Annotated in this window: 15 protein-coding genes and 1 pseudogene; 2 read left to right on the forward strand and 14 right to left on the reverse strand. The window is 43.8% G+C overall.

What is annotated here, in order from left to right; genetic code table 11:
• Positions 1-216 precede the first annotated feature (216 nt).
• From BLU58_RS15540 to BLU58_RS15595, 12 genes are all read right to left on the reverse strand, one after another.
• Positions 217-1,242, reverse strand: a complete 1,026-nt coding sequence (locus BLU58_RS15540; protein WP_093293697.1) for a cytochrome d ubiquinol oxidase subunit II — start codon at positions 1,240-1,242, stop codon at positions 217-219.
• Positions 1,243-1,267: 25 nt separating this feature from the next.
• Complete coding sequence (locus tag BLU58_RS15545; RefSeq protein WP_093293700.1) at positions 1,268-2,611, reverse strand: cytochrome ubiquinol oxidase subunit I; 1,344 nt, start codon at positions 2,609-2,611, stop codon at positions 1,268-1,270.
• A gap of 121 nt (positions 2,612-2,732) precedes the next feature.
• Positions 2,733-3,977, reverse strand: a complete 1,245-nt coding sequence (locus tag BLU58_RS15550) for an MFS transporter (protein WP_093293703.1) — start codon at positions 3,975-3,977, stop codon at positions 2,733-2,735.
• Positions 3,978-4,196: 219 nt separating this feature from the next.
• Positions 4,197-5,462 carry a dihydrolipoamide acetyltransferase family protein gene (locus BLU58_RS15555; protein WP_093293706.1) on the reverse strand — a complete coding sequence of 422 codons (1,266 nt, stop codon included), beginning with the start codon at positions 5,460-5,462 and terminating at the stop codon, positions 4,197-4,199.
• 2 nt (positions 5,463-5,464) lie between these two features.
• Positions 5,465-6,451 (reverse strand): alpha-ketoacid dehydrogenase subunit beta, encoded by a 987-nt coding sequence (locus tag BLU58_RS15560; RefSeq protein ID WP_093293710.1) that lies wholly within the window; start codon positions 6,449-6,451, stop codon positions 5,465-5,467.
• Positions 6,439-7,497 (reverse strand): pyruvate dehydrogenase (acetyl-transferring) E1 component subunit alpha, encoded by a 1,059-nt coding sequence (gene pdhA / locus BLU58_RS15565; protein ID WP_255404752.1) that lies wholly within the window; start codon positions 7,495-7,497, stop codon positions 6,439-6,441. Before pdhA ends, BLU58_RS15560 begins: the two co-directional genes overlap by 13 nt.
• 29 nt (positions 7,498-7,526) lie before the next feature.
• Positions 7,527-8,633: a Leu/Phe/Val dehydrogenase gene (locus tag BLU58_RS15570; protein ID WP_255404753.1), complete on the reverse strand. Its 1,107-nt coding sequence runs from the start codon at positions 8,631-8,633 to the stop codon at positions 7,527-7,529.
• 98 nt (positions 8,634-8,731) lie between these two features.
• Positions 8,732-9,520, reverse strand: coding sequence for an enoyl-CoA hydratase/isomerase family protein (locus BLU58_RS15575; protein WP_093293716.1), 789 nt, complete (start codon positions 9,518-9,520; stop codon positions 8,732-8,734).
• Positions 9,521-9,540: 20 nt separating this feature from the next.
• On the reverse strand, positions 9,541-10,314 hold the full coding sequence (locus BLU58_RS15580) for an enoyl-CoA hydratase-related protein (protein ID WP_093293719.1): 774 nt from the start codon (positions 10,312-10,314) through the stop codon (positions 9,541-9,543).
• Between the two features lie 193 nt (positions 10,315-10,507).
• Positions 10,508-11,506, reverse strand: coding sequence for an anti-sigma factor domain-containing protein (locus BLU58_RS15585; RefSeq protein WP_093293722.1), 999 nt, complete (start codon positions 11,504-11,506; stop codon positions 10,508-10,510).
• Positions 11,506-12,258, reverse strand: a complete 753-nt coding sequence (locus BLU58_RS15590; protein WP_093293724.1) for a sigma factor — start codon at positions 12,256-12,258, stop codon at positions 11,506-11,508. Before BLU58_RS15590 ends, BLU58_RS15585 begins: the two co-directional genes overlap by 1 nt.
• 306 nt (positions 12,259-12,564) lie before the next feature.
• Complete coding sequence (locus BLU58_RS15595) at positions 12,565-14,514, reverse strand: AMP-binding protein (RefSeq protein ID WP_093293727.1); 1,950 nt, start codon at positions 14,512-14,514, stop codon at positions 12,565-12,567.
• Between the two features lie 157 nt (positions 14,515-14,671).
• On the opposite strand from BLU58_RS15595, the gene BLU58_RS15600 reads away from it, so the two are divergent.
• The gene (locus BLU58_RS15600) at positions 14,672-15,403 is read left to right on the forward strand and encodes an alpha/beta hydrolase (protein ID WP_093293729.1); all 732 of its coding nucleotides are present in this window, start codon (positions 14,672-14,674) and stop codon (positions 15,401-15,403) included.
• A gap of 196 nt (positions 15,404-15,599) precedes the next feature.
• Here BLU58_RS15600 and BLU58_RS15605 read toward each other — a convergent pair whose 3' ends face one another.
• Both BLU58_RS15605 and BLU58_RS16575 read right to left on the reverse strand, forming a co-directional pair.
• A complete protein-coding gene (locus tag BLU58_RS15605) occupies positions 15,600-16,640 on the reverse strand; it encodes a glycine-rich domain-containing protein (RefSeq protein ID WP_093293732.1) in 1,041 nt (346 codons plus the stop codon).
• Positions 16,641-16,849: 209 nt separating this feature from the next.
• The gene (locus tag BLU58_RS16575; RefSeq protein WP_176786719.1) at positions 16,850-17,002 is read right to left on the reverse strand and encodes a hypothetical protein; all 153 of its coding nucleotides are present in this window, start codon (positions 17,000-17,002) and stop codon (positions 16,850-16,852) included.
• Between the two features lie 192 nt (positions 17,003-17,194).
• Between BLU58_RS16575 and BLU58_RS17215 the strand changes: the two are divergent.
• Positions 17,195-18,867: pseudogene (locus tag BLU58_RS17215) on the forward strand (collagen-like protein); the annotation flags it as partial.

Below are 18,867 nucleotides of genomic sequence, written 5' to 3' on the forward strand. Positions count from 1 at the left end.
TCACATTTTCGGTGAATGCAACATGACGGAAGACTCATGTGTTTAATGATGTCTTCTATCTTTCTTCATTTCTGTATCTAATTTTCAAGGTGCATCATTTCGTTGTTTTGTGCACCGCATCTCGCGGCGACATGTAATAATGTATCATGCCAAAAACAAATCGTCAACCACTATTTTTTTAAAAATGAACTCAGAATGTAAAAAGCGAGCGAACTTCTATTTCCGCTGTAGATATCTCTTGTCCTTTAAGAACAGAGCCCAGAAAACAATAAAACCAGGAAGCAAGATCGCGAGTCCCAAAGCTAGTACATTTAACAAGGAATAGAAAGTATTAATGTTAGTGAAAGCATCTCCCACTGTGAGATACGGATACACAATGTACGGAAGATGTGAGGTTCCATATGCAAAAGTAGCAATCCCATATTGAAAAATCACAAAGATAACAGCAATCCTCGGCTTACCCTCTAGCTTCTTTCCTCGGTCGTTCCACCATAATGCCGAATAACCGATAACGAACATGATAATCGAGAGAATAAACCAATTCTGATAACGACTGATGTTACTAAGTAACCAGCTTGCTTCTGGTCTAAAAGACAATAATGTAACAACTGCCACTACTAATGTAATGGGGCCAAATAAGATTGCATTCCGTCTATAAACTTTATAAGCCCCTTGATCTTTGCTTTCTTTTGAGTAGTCTGCCAAAAACAAAGAGGACAAGAATAACTCAGAAGTAAGTCCAAATAACATGTACATATAGACAGATGGACTTGTGAAAAAGATCTCGAAATCCAGCTCCGGTCCTCGGGGGCCTATGTGAACAAATCCACCTTCGGTCACAGGCAGCGCACTAATTAATAAAGCTGGAACCAATACGCCTGTTAATCCAGACACGGTGCGTAAGGTTCGGCTATAACCCTGTACAGAGTAGGCAAATACCATAAAGGAACTTCGAAGCAAAATAAGTAATAGGATTAAACTTACTGGTACAAGCAAAACGGTTCCAAATGTAAAAGCCGCTTCCGGGAAGAACCCGACGACTGCCACAACCAGCAATACTAAGATTGTGTTATTGATCTCCCAAGTAGGAGAGAGGAATCGATTCGCAATTTCACTTGACTGTGTATTTTTTCTGGTGTAAATCATAGCCCAAAAGCTAGCTCCAAAGTCAATCGAACCTGCAATGCTATAGATAAATACTAAGATCCAAATTACTAATATCGCAATTTTCGGCTCAATCATGTACATACTCCTCCTTCGTTCTCACCTATGATAGATATCGCTCGATATCCTGTTGAATTGGATTTCGATGAAAATAGGATTTCATTACAATCACGACGAGAACTGCTAGGAACAAGTACACAGCTCCAAACATAAAAAATAAGAATCCTAGATGTGGCGCTGTAGTTGCTGCTTCACTGGTTCGTTGAATCCCATAAATCGTCCAAGGTTGCCTTCCGCTACAACTGAAAATCCATCCAAACTCAATCGAAAGGATAGACAAAGGTCCTGTAAAGGCAAGTATCCATAATAGCCATCTAGGATAAGGATCTCCTCTGCGTACCATTCTCCGCCAATACACATACAACCCAATTGCCGCAATCATAAGCAATAATGTTCCTAACCCAACCATGACATTAAATAATAAATGGGTATAAAATGGTGGCCATGTATCTTGAGGAAAGTCATATAACCCTTTCACTTCGGTGTCAAAGCGCCCTGCCGCCAACCAGCTTAATAAGAACGGAACCTCTACACCAAACTTCACTTTATGAGTTGTAGGATCTACATATCCTCCAACTGCAAGGGGCGCGTACTTTTGGGTCTCAAATAATCCTTCGGCCGCGGCCAGTTTAGCTGGGTTATGGAGATGAAGCATTTGAGCAGATGTGTGTCCGCTTAAAGCAGTTAGAAATGAAAAGAACAAGGCAACTACGAGTGAAAGCACCAATGCCTTTCGATGAATCGTGGATTCTTTTGAATCATTTTTCTGCTTCAACCACTTATAGGCGGCGATGGAGACAATTGCAAATCCTCCTGTCATCAAGGCAGTAACCACTACATGGTAGGAGGTACTCCAGAAGGTAGGATTGAAAAACGCCTTCCATGGGTCTACGTTGGTAATCGTTCCATCTGGTCTCATCTGAAATCCAGCTGGTGTATTCATCCATGTATTGGCTGATGTAATTAAAACAGCAGAAGCAGTAGCCCCTACCGCAACTAAAAATACGGAGAATATTCTTGTCACAGGGCGTAAACGATCCGCGGCATATACATAAATGGATAGAGCTAGTGCCTCTAAAAAGAATGCAAAGATCTCAATTTTAAACGGGACTGCAATGACTTGACCAACTATCTTCATAAATCCAGGCCAAAGTAGGGAGAGTTGCACCCCTACAATCGTACCGCTGGGGATGGCAACACCCAGTAAAATGGCAATCGCCTTGGTCCATCGCTTGGCCATGATAAAGTAATCGTTATCTTTTTTCCACAGATGAAGCACTTCAGCTAGGAAGACCATAAACGATAGACCGATGCCCAGTGTTGCAAAAATAATATGAAAGGCAAGAGAAGTTCCAAAAAATGAACGAGCTAATGTTACTGTATCCATATAACCAACCTCATTTAATCATTCCAATTTGCTGATATTATGCGATATAGATCGTTGTGGTATACAAATCAACAGCAAAAAAGCCAACTACATCTTAATCCGAATGTGGTTGGCTCTGTTATCATAGATCAGATTTTATTTTTTTATGGAATAAGTTTTCTCCAAACAGCTTGGGATGCCTTAAAACCCAGACAACCAATCCAATTAATAAGCACACAGTACCTGCTAGGAAATATCCCGTTGACAGGGATTGATCAGTACCGTAACTGACCAGGGGAACCAAGATACTGGTTAAAAATAAGACAGATAACTGCCGAAGTGACGATATTCGACCCCGAATCGGTCCGACACAGCGTTGTTGCAACGTGCTAAGCATTACAACAATCGAAAGCACATTCCAAGAGGCCAGCCAGAAACTAATGATCATAATCCCCAGCCAGTGATCCACGAAAGCGTATAGAAAGAGTAATATGCCCTGCATCATAATCCCCATGAAAGATAGTCTTGTCGTTCCCACTCGTCGAATAATACGAGTTGTAAACAGGGATGTAACAATCGCTCCCGCGGCGAAGCTAAATTCAAAAGCAGACAACCAAAAATAGTTCTCTTGAAATTTCTTCGTCACCATCGGTACCAGAGTCAAATTAAAAAACATGATAACGAGAAAGTCGGTAGCGGATATAAGGGAGTGGAGCCAAAGTGATGTTTCACGTTTGAGCAGATAGAAAACTTCTTTCCAATCGTGCCATAAATTTCTGATCCAAACATCCGTCACGGTAGACTCTTTTGTCTCGATTTTAGGAATGACTGCCCACGCAATAGCTAGTCCAGCTAGGACATAGGTAACGCCATTGATCAAGATGACAAAACTAGTATCCATAAATGCAATAAGTGGGGCGGCCGAAACGGTTCCAATGATCGTTCCAAGCTGAGAGCTGGTGCCTACCATGGCGTTAAATTTTTGCAACATCTCCCCTTTACACAAGTTAGGTATGATACTAAATGTTGCTGATTGATAAAAGGGTTTGCATATATTAATCACCAATGTAAGAGCGATAACAAAGTAAAACCATTGATCTGTCAAACTCATCGCGGCCGCAATCACGATAATAGTAATCCCTCTCCCTACATCACATATCACACATATCCACTTTGGGTTTCCGCGATCCACCATCGAACCCGCTACGAATTGCAGTAAGAAAGAGACTAAATGTTCAAATATAATGATAAAACCAAAGGCTACGACAGAACCCGTATTTCTGTACATTAGCAAACTCATTGCTATGGTATGTGTGCCGTTACCAATATTAGTAAGAAAAATAGAAAATAATATTTTCTTAGCCTCGAGTGAAAGCTGGGTTCTCATAAATTTTCTCTCAATCCCTTTATTTTGTAAAAAAACTCTTTGTCATGGTTAAGTATATTTTTATATCATATATTAAAAAAATATTTTTTATTTATTATTGCATAATATTTTTTAAAAATCAATTATCTTTCAATTGCATACATCTATTCATTCAGTGAAAATGCGAAAAATGGGACAAAAAAAATAGAAGGGTACATTCTCCCTTCTACGTAAACTTGGTTAAGTTAACATAAAAAGCATTCTACTAGGTTCTTGGGTGAAGTTTTGTAATGCCTCTGTAAAGCGAATCGCATCCGCCCCATCTACAATCCGATGATCAAAACTAAGCGATACGTTCATTCTCCAACCCACAGCTAGTTCACCGGATTCATTTACAATAGGTATTTGCCGAATGGGATGAATCGCTAAAATCCCGATTTCGGGTGACTGGATAATGGGGGTGGCCCACTCTCCCCCTAATACGCCTGCGTTGCTTATAGTAAAGGTACTCCCTGTCATTTGATTTACTCCCAGCCCCCCCGATCGTGCCAAAGTGGTGAGGTCTTGTAACTCGATGGAGATGTCATCCAATTTTTTCTGTCCAATATCCTTTATAACAGGGACTAATAACCCTTGTGGCGCATCGGTCGCAACTCCGATGTGAATAGATGAGTGTTGATAAATTATTTGCTCCTCTTCATCAAAATGGGAGTTCCATATTGGGTATTTTTTCAAAACACACGAAATCATTTTTAGCAAAATAGCTGTGTACGAAATCTTTGAGCCATTTAATTGGGTTGCTCGCTCTCTCCATCTAACCAATCCTGAGACATCTAATTGGTCAAAGTGGGTAGCATGTGGTTTGGTAGTAGTAGATAAAAGTAATCGTCTGGAAATGACTTTTCGAATGGGTGTAAGCGGTATTGGAATGATTTCAGTTTCGAATGGATGGATCATTTGGCTAAAGGAATTAGGTAGGCTGGAACTGGAAATCGGGATATCGTGGAGTTCTTCTGCTTGGGTAAATTGAAGGGGGGAAGATGTAGCATTTAGCTGTCGTTCTAAATCGCTTTGTAAAACCCTACCTCGTGGACCCGAACCTTTTAGGAGGGTTAAATCAATTCCTAGCTGTCTAGCTCGTTTTCTTACTGCGGGTGAGGCCAATATTTTTTTAGACAGGGGTTGTATAGACGTTTGACCGGATAAAGGGAAGGGTTCTTGGATATCTGTCTCCAATGTGGAGTACCTGTCATTTTCTTGCTCCTGCTGTATAGCTGCATCGATATAAAATAAAGCTTCTCCTACTTTCACGATCTCATTTTCCTGACCGTATAGCTGGCAAACCCGCCCTTCTTGGGGAGAAGGTAATTCGACAACCGCCTTATCTGTTTGTACTTCCACTACGGCTTGATCTTGCGACACGATTTCTCCTTCTCGGACAAGCCACTTTACAATCTCAGCCTCTGTCACACCCTCGCCAATATCTGGCAATCGGAATGGAATCAATTTTATTTCCCTCCCTCTTGAACCACTTTATACACTGCTTGGGCAACTTTATCAGCGGTTGGTCGAAATTCGTCTTCTAGGGCGTACATCGGTACCGGTACATCATAGCTAGTTATCCGAACCATCGGTGCTTCTAAAGAATAAAAAGCCTGCTCTTGAATCATCGCCATCAATTCAGAAGCAAGACCTAGCGTTCGGGGTGCTTCTTGAACAATGACAACCCGCCCCGTTTTAGTAACTGATTGAATAATCGTCTCCTCATCTACAGGATCTAGTGTTCGAAGATCGATTACCTCACAGGAAATGCCACTTTTTCCGCACTCACTTGCTCCCTGTATCGCGACCGGAACCATGGCTCCCCACGCTAAAATCGTGACATCCGTACCTGTTTGCACCAATCGAGCGGAGCCCAAAGGTATCTCATACCAACCAGTGGGAACATCTTCTTTAAAAGCACGGTATAGCTTCATCGGTTCTAGAAAAATAACGGGATCGGGTTGTTTAATCGCGGCTAGTAAAAGTCCCTTGGCATCACTAGGTGTAGAAGGCACGACTACTTTTAATCCTGGAGTATGGACAAAAAAGGTCTCTGTAGAATCGGAATGTAGTTCAGGTGCTCGAATCCCACCCCCATAAGGAGCTCGGATCACGATCGAGTTAGGAAATGCTCCTTGCGTTCGGGTATGAAGCCTCGCAACATGTGAGATAATCTGCTCGAAAGCAGGATAGATAAACGTAAGAAATTGGACCTCTGCAACGGGTTTAAAGCCATTTACCGCCAAACCAATGGAACTACCGATGATCCCCGCTTCTGCAAGAGGGGTATCGATCACTCTCTCATCACCAAATTGCTCCCATAACCCATCCGTGGCACGAAACACACCGCCATTTTTCCCGATATCCTCTCCTAAGAGAAGTACCTCTGGCATCTCCTCAAGAGCAACTTGCAAAGCATCGCAAATCGCTTGTACCATCGTTAGTTGAGCCATGGTATTTCCCTCGTTTCACATTCTGTTTTCTGTCTCAATAATTTTCGAGATACTTGGTGATAAACGTGTTCAAATAAATGGGTAGCCAGTGCAGGTGTGGAAGCTTCGGCTTCTTTGATTCCGTGGTCAACCTGCTCGTCACAGTAATGCGTCCAACTTTCCACTTCTTCTAAGCTAATGAATCCTTCATGCAAGAGACATGTTTTCCATCTTTCAACAGGGTCTCTTTCTTCAATCCATTCCTTTACCTCATCTGATGGGCGATATCGAGTAGCATCATCTGCCGTCGTATGAGAACCTTTGCGATAGGTAACCGCTTCAATGAGAGTGGGGCCATCCCCGTTACGGGCTCTATTAATCGCTTCTTCCATGACACCGCGTACGGCAAATACATCATTTCCATCTACGAGGACGCCTGGAATTTGATATGCCTTCGCGCGCTCAGCAATCGTTGCGCTTGCAGATTGACGGCTAAAGGGAACACTGATCGCATATCCGTTGTTTTGGCAAAAGAAGATCACTGGCAACTTAAACACACCGGAAAAGTTTAATCCTTCATGAAAATCTCCCTCTGATGTAGCACCATCGCCAAAATAGACAACCGAGACAAACGTTTCTTTCCTTAGCTTACTGGCCCAAGCCGCACCGACTGCCTGAGGAATCTGTGTAGCAATTGGCACCGTTGGGGGCATTAATCTAACTCCCTCCGGTGGCTTACAACCTTCTACCCTGCCCATCCAATAGAGAAATACCTGAGAAATCGGCATCCCTACTTTTAGTGCTACCCCATGTTCTCTATAGCTAGGAAAGACCCAATCTTCTGAGTGAAGCGCCATCGAACTTCCTATCTGGGCCGCTTCTTGACCTTCTAAAGGTGCGTACGTTCCGATCCTTCCTTGCCGTTGTAACAAAATCGCACGACGGTCAAATTGGCGGGTCAGTATCATAAAGCGAAGCCATTCTCTTTTTTCATCGCTAGAGAATTTTGACCAATGCTGTAAGCCCTGTTTGGTCAACTTCCCATCTGGTGTTACCCACTGAATCAAGTTTATCTCCTCCCCACTTATGTCGATGACTATCCAAGATAAATTCTGTGAATATCGGCTATCTTTTCTAACCGCTCCTCAACCATTTCATTGGCAGCCTGACAAGTTGAGATCTGCCGTTGTTCAGCTCGTTTGTATACCTGGAGAAGCATCTCGTAGATAAAGCGAGCCTTTTCTTCCGCGCATTCTTTCGTTTTCTGCAAGATCTCCATCGCGACTTGGATTAAACCACCTGCATTTACTAAATAATCCGGAGCATATAAAATTTCTCTTTGGGCTAATAAATCCGCACATTGATCATTTTCTAACTGATTGTTAGCCGAACCGATAATCGCACGGCAACGAAATTGATCTATGTTGGAAGTGTTTACAATCCCACCTCTAGCACAAGGGGCCAAGAAGTCACAAGGTGTCTCTAAAATTTTATGAGTCGTTGTGATCTCAACGGATTCGGGGGCCATCCGTTGAATGATTAAACAAGATGGGAGATGTACGTCAGCGATAATTAACTCGGCCCCTTCAGCCAATAAAAGGCCAGCAAGTCTCGCACCCACTTTTCCGATTCCTTGAATGGCGATCACTTTTCCCTCTAATGACTCAGATCCATATAAATACTCCGCCGTGGCACGCATGCCTTGTAGGACACCCATCGCTGTGGAAATAGAAGTGTCTCCACTCCCACCGTAATATTCTGGTAAGCCTACGATATACTTTGATTCTTTCGCCGCATGAATAAAGTCTTCGGGAGTGGTACCCATATCCGTTCCCGTATAAAATCGCCCTTGTAAACTCTCTACAAATCGACCCACTGCTCGAAATAGCTCGGGAGATTTTTCAATAGGTGAAGAGTCAGGTAAGATCACCATTTTCCCGCCACCGAAATCCACATCTGCAATGGCACATTTATGAGTCATCCCTTGTGAAAGTTGCAGTACATCATCAAGAGCCTCTTGGGTAGAAGAGTAGGGAATCATTCGACAACCACCTAGTGCCGGTCCCAAAGTAGAATCATGAATCGCTACAATCGCACGTAGTCCTGATTTATCATGGCGGAAAAAGGTTACTTGCTCGTGACCTCCTTCCTCCATGCAATCAAATATATCTTTCATCACATACTCAGTTCGATTCTCTTCCACCAGTCCTTCACCTCTTCTGTTTTAATACTCAGAAAAAATAGATTCTGCCCATACGAAGATGGGCGGTTTAGGACTTGCTTGAAAAGCGTTTCGAAGAGTTACTTTCCTTGGAAATCTGGCAAACGCTTCTCAGCAAATGAACGTACTCCTTCAAGGAAGTCTCTAGTACGTCCAGACTCACCTTGATTGATTGCTTCTTGCTCTAACATCTGTTCTAATGAAGACTCCATGGATTGATACGCCATTTTTCTGGTCATGGCAATGGCTTTGGTAGGGCCTTTAGCCAGTTGCTTTGCTAACTGCAATGTTTCGCTTTCTAATTCGGAGGCTGGAACCAATTGATTCGCCATCCCGATTTCCACTGCTTCTGTAGCAGAAACATCTCTACCTGTAGTTAGAAGTTCTAAAGCACGACCCACTCCCACTAGACGCGGTAAGAAAAAGGAAGCTCCACTGTCTGGGACTAATCCGATTCGTACAAAGGCGAGTGTAAATTTTGTTTGGGAAGAGACAATACGCATATCACATGCCAAAGCCAAACTACATCCAGCTCCTGCGGCAACCCCATTTACTGCAGCAATCGTCGGTTTATCCATACTATACATCTGCTGAATAAGCGGGTTGTAACGTTCGCGCACTTCCACCTCAAGCTTTGGTTGCCCCTTCAACAATTGGCTTGCTTCTCTCAAATCTTGACCCGAGCAAAAAGCTTTTCCAGATCCAGTTAAAACCACTACACGTACTTCTGGATCTTGGTTTGCCACACGAAATGCTTCTGTTAACTCCCTTAATAGATCCGTGTTAAGGGCATTAAATAGTTCTGGACGGTTTAGTGTAATCGTGGCTACACCGTCCTCTAATTGATATAACAATGTTGAAAATGTCATGTCATCTTCCTCCTGGCGCGTTAGTTTCCGTAAAATTTGGGCTTCCGTTTCTCTAAAAATGCTTCGAATCCTTCATCTTGGTCATTCGTTGAAAATAAGAGATAAAAACTATTTTGTTCAAGCAATAATCCTTCAGCAAGACCCACTTCTGCGGCATTTAAAACTGCTTGCTTTGCTAGCTGAACAGCAAGCGGAGCATGGGCGGCTATAGACTTTGCTAATGATCTGGTCTCTTCTTCAAGCTGATCTGCAGCAACCACTCTACTAATCAACCCCGTCGTTGCAGCCACCTGTGCTGTGATCGTTCGACCGGTTAAAATCATCTCCATTGCCTTCGATTTTCCAAGTGCTCGGGTGAGACGCTGTGTACCTCCTGCACCTGGTATGACACCGAGACGGATCTCAGGCTGACCAAACACCGCTGTCTCAGAAGCAATGATACAATCGCAAATCATCGCCAGTTCACAACCACCACCCAAGACAAATCCGCTTACTTGAGCAATAACGGGCTTCTTAATCTGCCGAATTCGTTCCCAATCTTTAAAAAAATGGGAATGAAGGAAATCACTTGGAGAAAGCGATTTCATCTCATGGATATCAGCCCCAGCAGCAAATGCCTGATCGATTCCCGTCAGAATCATACAACGAATCTCTCCGTTTCGATCACATTTCTCCAATGTATCTGCAATCGCACGAACCAATTCCGTATTAAGTGCGTTTAATGCTTCAGGTCGATTGATTTGAACTCTACAGACTCCATCATTTATTTCTGTGATTAACCAACGGTTCTCCAGCTTGGATCGCCCCTCTTATTATCATAATGTTGATAAACATTATCACAAAAAATAGATGTATTCAGACATCACCATTTTATCAAATATGCTTTCTAGTGTCAGGTAATTATATTAACACGGTTATGCTTTTAAGTACTTGGAAAAAGAAAAGGAGCCTACTACGGCTCCACACATATCGTTATTTCTGTTGGCTTTATTCATTTTTTTTACTGTTATCCGTTTTCGACGCAGATGGATCCGATACTGAATCATCTGGATTACTAGATTCCGGCTTCTGTGTTTTTGAACTTTCCCCATTCTCTTTTGGCTGACTAGGAGGTGGAGCTTGTTCCTTGTTCTGTTTGTCGTCAGACTGTTTCTTTAGGTCACTTCCTTCTGTTTGAGGAGCTACTGCTTTGAATTGCTTTAATTCAATTTGCTTCTTATCTGCTAGTATATTCTCAATCGACTTATTCTCTTGAACCACTTCCGAGATGGGCTTATTTCTTAATTCTCTCATCGGAATCGGCTGTCCCTCTTTTTTTGCTAATGCCCATACAGCATATTTACTAGGTGTCAGATTTTTAGATTTTACATGACCCTTCGCTTCTGCCGGGAGTGTAATCGCCGCTAGTGTGACATGATGAAAATTAGTTTGATCAATAAATTCCTTTTGAATCTTTTTTTGCTCAGATCGATGCTTATCATCATCAAATAACGAGAGAATAACGGTATCATTCGCATTAATTAATCCTTCGCGCTCCGCTTCATAAATCATTTGTTTTGTAAATCTACTTATACTTTGTTTATCATTTTTCAGTTTCTGATTCAGTTTAGTAGCCAAGTTTTGGGCTTGTATATCATTTCGATCCATAGCTACGATAGAAACAACATCATTTTCCTCGTTAATCCCAACCTTCATTCCAGCATTAATGTCTACATAAAAATATGTCTCAGACGCATGTGTTTCTTCTGGAAAAAGAGACGAGAAGAAGAAGATCGCCGCACAAGCCACTGCAGTTGCTACTCCACCAATCGGAGCAAGCCACTTTTTCTTTAGTAGGGATGGTTCCCGCTCTACAATACGAGGGAGTTCTACTTCTTCTCCCACCTTAGCAAGCGGGTCTATGTTATTTACTTTTTCAAAAGATCCGTCAGCACTCATGACGATCCAATGCTTTTCTTTTACTTCTAAAATGATACCTCGACGCATCATTGCTCCTCATTTCTATTGACAAGGTAACTTTTCATATATGGAACATCTTCTGACAAGATGATCGTCAAAGCAATTAAATATACCCTATGCCTCGTAAGTGTTCGACGATGATACCCTAACTCCTTCACTAATTCTTTATCTAGTTTGGCCGATTGGTAAAAAGACTGAAGGTATGTAGGCTTTGACACTATCATCTTCGCAATTTCAAACATACTTTCACGTGTGTCTCGATGTTTCGGACACTTTTTTACTACCTCTTCCAATGTGATGCCGTGTGCCTCTAAAGCACTTGTAAAAAACGAAATGTCGTTACGAATTTGCTCAGCTTGTCCTATCGCTTGATATCGCTCAACTGAGTGATGATTTAATTCTGGATGTAGCATTTCACGCTCAGAATCGGCATACCCCGGTACCTCTAGCGGTATTTGACTCTGGTGTTTTTTTTCATGACGATAATAGTCAATAAGACGCCCTCTGATCACTACAAAAGCAAATGCTAGAAATGAACCCTCTTCTATGATTCGAAATCGTTCGATTGCCTCATCCATAGCAGAGTAGGCAATCATATATTCATCATCATGCTTAGTGATTACTCGTTTACAAACTCGTGAGGCCATCCGCGCCACGTGGGGTTCTAATTCGCGTAATAATTGATCTCGTTGCAGTGGAGAGTCGGTAGATTGGGTCTGTTCTACTCTCTTTTCAAAATCGGGCTGGTTGATAACGTTCTCTTTAAACACCCGGAACATTCGATAACCGACACCTCTCTATATATATTAATACGTAAGTAAGGTCTTATTTGAGTCACATTTAAGTTGACGAAAATATGAATTTTACATTACAAACTACTTTATTTTATTATCTAAATATATGTAAGTATTTTTATATATGTTAACTATATAACTAACTAGCTGATAAGTTAATAATATGAAAATATAATTATACTACTACCCATTTTTATATTACCAAAACTAACTTCTTTTTCCCCTATAATTTAGGAAATAAAAGAGAGAGCTTTGTAGAATTTCCTACATAGCTCTCTCACAATCTCGACCTTAGTCACATACCATTGACACTTTATGTATCTCTTCCACCGAATTCGGGTTTTCGAGTGAGGATAGATCCCCTAGTGACTGCCCCGTATAAGCTGCTTTCACGACACGACGCAGGATTTTTCCGTTTCGAGTCTTAGGAAGCTCCGGAATCAAATGGACTATTTTCGGACGTAATGCTTTTCCCATCCGCTCTCCAACAAAATTTCGTATTTCTAAGGCAAGTTCTGCGGGTAGATGATCGGGATCTGCTTGCACCACGACAAAGCAAACGGCCGCTTCTCCCTTATCCGCATCTGGAACGCCGATAGTAACCGCTTCGATCACCACTGGATGTGCTACTAGAACGGATTCCATCTCAGCTGGTCCGAGACGCTTTCCGGCGATTTTGATCGTATCATCTGAGCGTCCTGTAATATAGTACATGCCTGATTCATCCATCTGAATCCAATCACCATGCACCCATATCTTCGGCCAACGACTCCAATAAGCTTCCAGATATCTTAAATCATCCTGCCAAAAGCCCTGCGTCATCCCCACCCACGGCTTTCTGATAACCAACTCGCCTACTTCGCCTCGAACCGGCTGACCCTCTTCATCGTAAATTTCAATATCCATCCCTGGGATCGCCATATTAAACCCACATGGAACTTGTGGTTTTACGATTACATTCCCTAGAATCCCACCTGATATTTCAGTGCCTCCCGAATAGTTAAATATCGGAACCTGTTTCTTCCCTACTTTTTCAAACAACCAATGCCATGGGTCTGGATTCCAAGGCTCACCTGTAGATCCAAACACACGTAAGCTGCTTAGATCATGCGCCTCCACAAAACTCTCTCCTTGTTTCATCAATACACGAATCAAAGTGGGAGAGATTCCAAGATGTGTAATTTGGTACTTTTCTACTAACTCCCAAAGTCTCCCTGGGTTCGGGTAATCAGGGGTTCCGTCAAACAATACGATCGTGGCACCATTTAACAGTGTTCCAAACACTTTCCACGGTCCCATCATCCAACCCATATCCGTAACCCAGCAAATCACATCCTCTGTACGTACGTCCATACAATACCCTTCGTCAAATGCTGCCTTAATCGGAAATCCTGCGTGTATATGAACTGTGCCCTTCGGACGGCCTGTTGTACCGGAAGTGTAGATAATCATAAACGGATCATTTGCATCAGTTAGATAGCATGGAAGCGGGTTCATATCTGTCATCATAGAAACCCAATGAAGATCTCTATCGTCCGTCATAGAGACACCATTACCTAGATTCGATACAACAATCACTTTTTCAATGGATGGTGATTGTTGTACAGCGCGATCAGCTTCTTCTTTCATCGGCACTACCTTACCACGACGAGTAAAGCCATCTGCGGTAATAAGGAATCGAGCTTGACAGTCATTGATCCGAGTCGATAATGCATCGGCTCCAAAGCCGGAGAAGCAAGGGGTGAAAATAGCCCCGATTTTCGCTATCGCAAGCATAGACACTACATTCTCTACAATCATGGGTAGATAGATCGCTACACGATCACCGGCAGCTAGACCCAATGACTGTAAGCCATTCGCACACTTATTTACTTCTTCCCACAATTGTTGATAGGTCCACTGATCCTGTTTTCCTAATTCGTTTTCATACACAATCGCCACTCTATCACGCGAAACAGGGTCTTCTAAAAATCGATCCAAGGCGTTATAGGTTAGGTTCATCTTGCCATCGATAAACCACTTCGCATGCTCGATTCCATCTGTTTGATCTAAAACCTGACGGTACGGGGATGCCCAATGAATCCCTAAATCTTGAACGACTTCCTCCCAAAACCATGCTACATCGTGAATGGATTGCTTACGAAATTCCTCAACATCGGAAAAGCCAAGCTTTTTCATTAATTGGTACAGTCTACTTTGTTCTATTGTTTGCTGACTAGGCGTCCATGCTGGTTGCGACATTTAGTAGATCCCCTTTCATAAGGTCACTTACTACGTATTTTATATGTATTGATAACTTTCGGTCAAAGAGAAATCTCAATCTTTTATTCGCGATGAGAGGATTATTTGGGTATATTGTAATGAAAGCATTGTTTTCGTATAGAAAGGGCAATGAGAAATGGATACTAAATATCTAACTAGAACGATTAAGAAAGAAAAGCTGACAAGTTCTCATTTAGAGGAGACGAAGGATATTCATGTTTATCTGCCACCGGAGTATGACGACTCCTTACTATATCCTCTCCTTATTCTCCATGATGGGCCGGATTATCTTAATTTAGGTAGGATTGCTACGCAGGCAAATCAATTGTTGTCTAAAAATGAGATGGTACCCGTTGTGATGGCATTTGTGCCGGTGGATAAAACGAAAAGAACAGCACAGTATTCGCCTACTGGGGCATTTCATGAAGCACATGAGCTAATGATCGTCGAAGAGTTATTACCGCTTATGCAACAAAGGTATGCGGTTGATACCTCCACTGATAAATTGGTCATAGGAGGCTCTTCTTTAGGAGGGACCGCCTCTTTACATATCGCCCTTGAGTATCCAGAAATCTGTAATCGGGTGTTATCTCAATCGGGGGCTTTTCTCGAACAGACGGTACATGATCTCTCACGCGTCTATTCCCTACAGTTTCTTGAAATCTATCAGTCTATCGGGCTATCTGAAACAGCTATTGAAACGCATATGGGAACCTTAGATCTCGTAGCAAGGAATCGTGAGGTCCACCAACTTTTATTAGAGAAGCGCGCACATGTAGCCTATCACGAAGAAGCAGGCGACCATACATGGGGCTTCTGGCAACGGGAACTCCCGCGAGCATTGAAGTTTTTCTTTTCTACGAATTAATCCACATATTAAAAAGGGGCAGATTTGATCTTCGTTCTGTCCCTTTTTCCATAACAGGTAGCTCCCCGGTTAATTCTACCCAATCGTACAGATCATGCTCCTCTATCATCCTTTCAGATCTGATTGATCATTTTCATGCTCATCGGAAGATTTGTTAAGCGCATTTTGATTAATATCATCGTCGTGCCATCCCATCCTAGCTTCCGCCACCACAACCACCGCCACCACAGCTACTTCCACCACAGCTGCTTCCACTGCTACCTGAGCCACTACTCCCTGAGTCACTGCTACCTGAGTCACTACTGCCTGAATCATCGCTACTTGAACCATTATCACCTGTACCATATACATGGTTACTACTATAGGAACTAGATTGCGCATTCAGGAGGGCATATTGGGCAAGAAACGCATCATAATGATAGGCAGATAAAAATAGAAAGCCAACAAGGATGTAATCAGGTGCTTTTATGTTATGGTATTTTTTAAACGTTTTTATATTGGATCCGTGGGTCACATAAAATTGGTCAATCTTCTCTAATTTTTGCTTTATTTGTGTGATTAACAACATTTGTATGTTCTCTATTACGGGAAAAAGGGATGCTGTGTGTGTGTTAAAGTACCGTTCCTGTATCTTCTTCACTGGTAAGGTTCGAAAATCATGAATAACTTGTACAGAGGCTGGGTGTTTTAAAAATTTTCCCCAGGTGTGGTTTGTATATTTAGTTGGCTCAAATAGGAAATGAAAGATAAGGTCAAACCATGCACGATCGTCTGGAACAAGCTTCTGCTCTCCTGGGCTGTGCGGTTGATGATGGAGAGTACTTCCTAATAATTTCTTGGAGAACTGTTCATAGTCTTTGGTAAACATTAGCATCTCGTGCCAAATGACATCAACATCTCGGCTATACATCGGCACGTATGGGAGAATAGAAACCATCGCTAAGTAACGTTTCCACTCGAACCAACGATTTTCGAAATCGTCTTGTGAAATCTGATATTCGCGGATCACTCGTTCTCTTACCTGACTTGCATAGTACTCAGGAATCGATTGTTCAATATGCTCCACCAGCTTTTTCATCTCTATTTGGAACAATTCTTCATTCTTTTGTAATCCTAAGTTAGGCAGCACATGTAAACCCATGTTCCTCCCTCTTTTCTTATTGTTCCGTACAACGACATTCACGATAATGGTTACCATGATAAACATAAACAACAAGATACCGATTAATAGCTCCAAATCATTTCCCCCCTATTTGATCTCATTGTATCAAGATGAATCAAGTTATGATCTACCTACTATTACCCACAGCTACAAACAGGTAATGTAAATTTTTGATTACAAATAAAAACATCTAAAAACGAAGCATATTTGGACACTCCCCACCTACGCTAGAGAGCACTAAGCGGTGGGGGATTCTTAGGTAATTTTCGGTAAGCCAAGCCCATTCAAATATGTAGGAATCGTAAAGCATGTCGGCGTTTACGTTTCTGAACAAAGTCCAACTGCGGTGGTCTGCTTGCTTGCAGTAAATAATCCTCTGCTTTAAATAGGTAGGCTAACCAAAAAGTTGCGGAGTCTGGTAGTAAACCCCTGCGCAAATATAATAGATAAACCCCCTGCTAAATAAGGTAGGGGGGATATTTATTTGTGAACGGAAATCAGATAATCCTACAGACTTGGGCTTATGAATCTAATATCTCATCCCAGAAACAGAGAAAATAGTCATTTGTTAATATCATTAATTGCTATGAATTCGTATCTTACTATATCAAAAGTTTAGGAGTGAGGAGATGAGCCAACGTAGAAGATATATCCTACCCTTCCTACATGGTTATTCTAGAAAATACAGGGGACGACGTGGACCTCAGGGACCTCAAGGGCCTAAGGGACCTAAAGGATGTCGAGGTCGATATGGACGACGTGGACCTCAGGGGCCAAGAGGACCAAGAGGACTTAAAGGACTTAGGGGACTTAGAGGACTGAGAGGACCTCAAGGTAGAGGACTAACTGGGAGAAACGGAGTAATGGGACCACCAGGCGTACAAGGAACACAGGGACCTCAGGGACCAACTGGAGGACCTATCATTCCAACAGGTACTTTCTTAGTGACGGGTCCGACCGGACCTACGGGCAATACTGGTCCTCAAGGTGCTGGAACTCCCGGTTCCACTGGACCTCAGGGTAATACTGGACCCCAAGGTGACACCGGACCTCAAGGACCTACGGGCGCTGGATCTCCCGGTTCCACTGGACCTCAAGGTGATACCGGGCCTCAAGGACCTACGGGTGCTGGATCCCCCGGTTCCACTGGACCTCAGGGCGATACCGGACCTCAAGGTGGTACCGGGCCTCAAGGACCTACGGGCACTGGACTACCCGGTTCCACTGGACCTCAGGGCGATGCCGGGCCTCAAGGTGGAACCGGGCCTCAAGGACCTACGGGTGCTGGATCTCCCGGTTCCACTGGACCTCAGGGCGATGCCGGACCTCAAGGACCTACGGGCGTTGGATCTCCCGGTTCCACTGGACCTCAGGGCGATGCCGGGCCTCAAGGTGATACCGGACCTCAAGGTGATACCGGACCTCAAGGACCTACGGGCGCTGGATCTCCCGGTTCCACTGGACCTCAGGGCGATGCCGGACCTCAAGGTGATACCGGACCTCAAGGACCTACGGGCGCTGGATCTCCCGGTTCCACTGGACCTCAGGGCGATGCCGGACCTCAAGGTGATACCGGACCTCAAGGACCTACGGGCGCTGGATCTCCCGGTTCCACTGGACCTCAGGGCGATGCCGGACCTCAAGGTGATACCGGGCCTCAAGGACCTACGGGCGTTGGATCTCCCGGTTCCACTGGACCTCAGGGCGATGCCGGGCCTCAAGGTGGAACCGGGCCTCAAGGACCTACGGGTGCTGGATCTCCCGGTTCCACTGGACCTCAGGGCGATACCGGACCTCAAGGACCTACGGGCGTTGGATCTCCCGGTTCCACTGGACCCCAGGGCGATGCCGGACCTCAAGGTGATACCGGACCTCAAGGGATTACCGGACCTCAAGGACCTACGGGTGCTGGATCTCCCGGTTCCACTGGGCCTCAAGGGATTACCGGGCCTCAAGGACCTACGGGCGCTGGATCTCCCGGTTCCACTGGACCTCAAGGTGATACCGGACCTCAAGGTGATACCGGACCTCAAGGACCTACGGGCGCTGGATCTCCCGGTTCCACTGGACCTCAAGGTGATACCGGACCTCAAGGACCTACGGGCGCTGGATCTCCCGGTTCCACTGGACCTCAGGGCGACACCGGACCTCAAGGACCTACGGGCGTTGGATCTCCCGGTTCCACTGGACCTCAAGGTGATACCGGGCCTCAAGGACCTACGGGCGCTGGATCTCCCGGTTCCACTGGACCTCAGGGCGATACCGGACCTCAAGGACCTACGGGCGCTGGATCTCCCGGTTC

The organism is Thermoactinomyces sp. DSM 45892, from assembly GCF_900107305.1.
In the GTDB taxonomy this organism is placed as follows: Bacteria; Bacillota; Bacilli; order Thermoactinomycetales; family Thermoactinomycetaceae; genus Baia.

What these genes read in the sequence shown, in the direction of transcription:
- BLU58_RS15595 (WP_093293727.1), bottom strand. Translation starts at nt 14,514, where the DNA reads ATGTCGCAACCAGCATGGACGCCTAGTCAGCAAACAATAGAACAAAGT.
- BLU58_RS15590 (WP_093293724.1), bottom strand. Translation starts at nt 12,258, where the DNA reads ATGTTCCGGGTGTTTAAAGAGAACGTTATCAACCAGCCCGATTTTGAA.
- BLU58_RS15545 (WP_093293700.1), bottom strand. Translation starts at nt 2,611, where the DNA reads ATGGATACAGTAACATTAGCTCGTTCATTTTTTGGAACTTCTCTTGCC.
- BLU58_RS15560 (WP_093293710.1), bottom strand. Translation starts at nt 6,451, where the DNA reads ATGGCTCAACTAACGATGGTACAAGCGATTTGCGATGCTTTGCAAGTT.
- BLU58_RS15540 (WP_093293697.1), bottom strand. Translation starts at nt 1,242, where the DNA reads ATGATTGAGCCGAAAATTGCGATATTAGTAATTTGGATCTTAGTATTT.
- BLU58_RS15585 (WP_093293722.1), bottom strand. Translation starts at nt 11,506, where the DNA reads ATGCGTCGAGGTATCATTTTAGAAGTAAAAGAAAAGCATTGGATCGTC.
- BLU58_RS15600 (WP_093293729.1), top strand. Translation starts at nt 14,672, where the DNA reads ATGGATACTAAATATCTAACTAGAACGATTAAGAAAGAAAAGCTGACA.
- BLU58_RS15575 (WP_093293716.1), bottom strand. Translation starts at nt 9,520, where the DNA reads ATGACATTTTCAACATTGTTATATCAATTAGAGGACGGTGTAGCCACG.
- BLU58_RS15550 (WP_093293703.1), bottom strand. Translation starts at nt 3,977, where the DNA reads ATGAGAACCCAGCTTTCACTCGAGGCTAAGAAAATATTATTTTCTATT.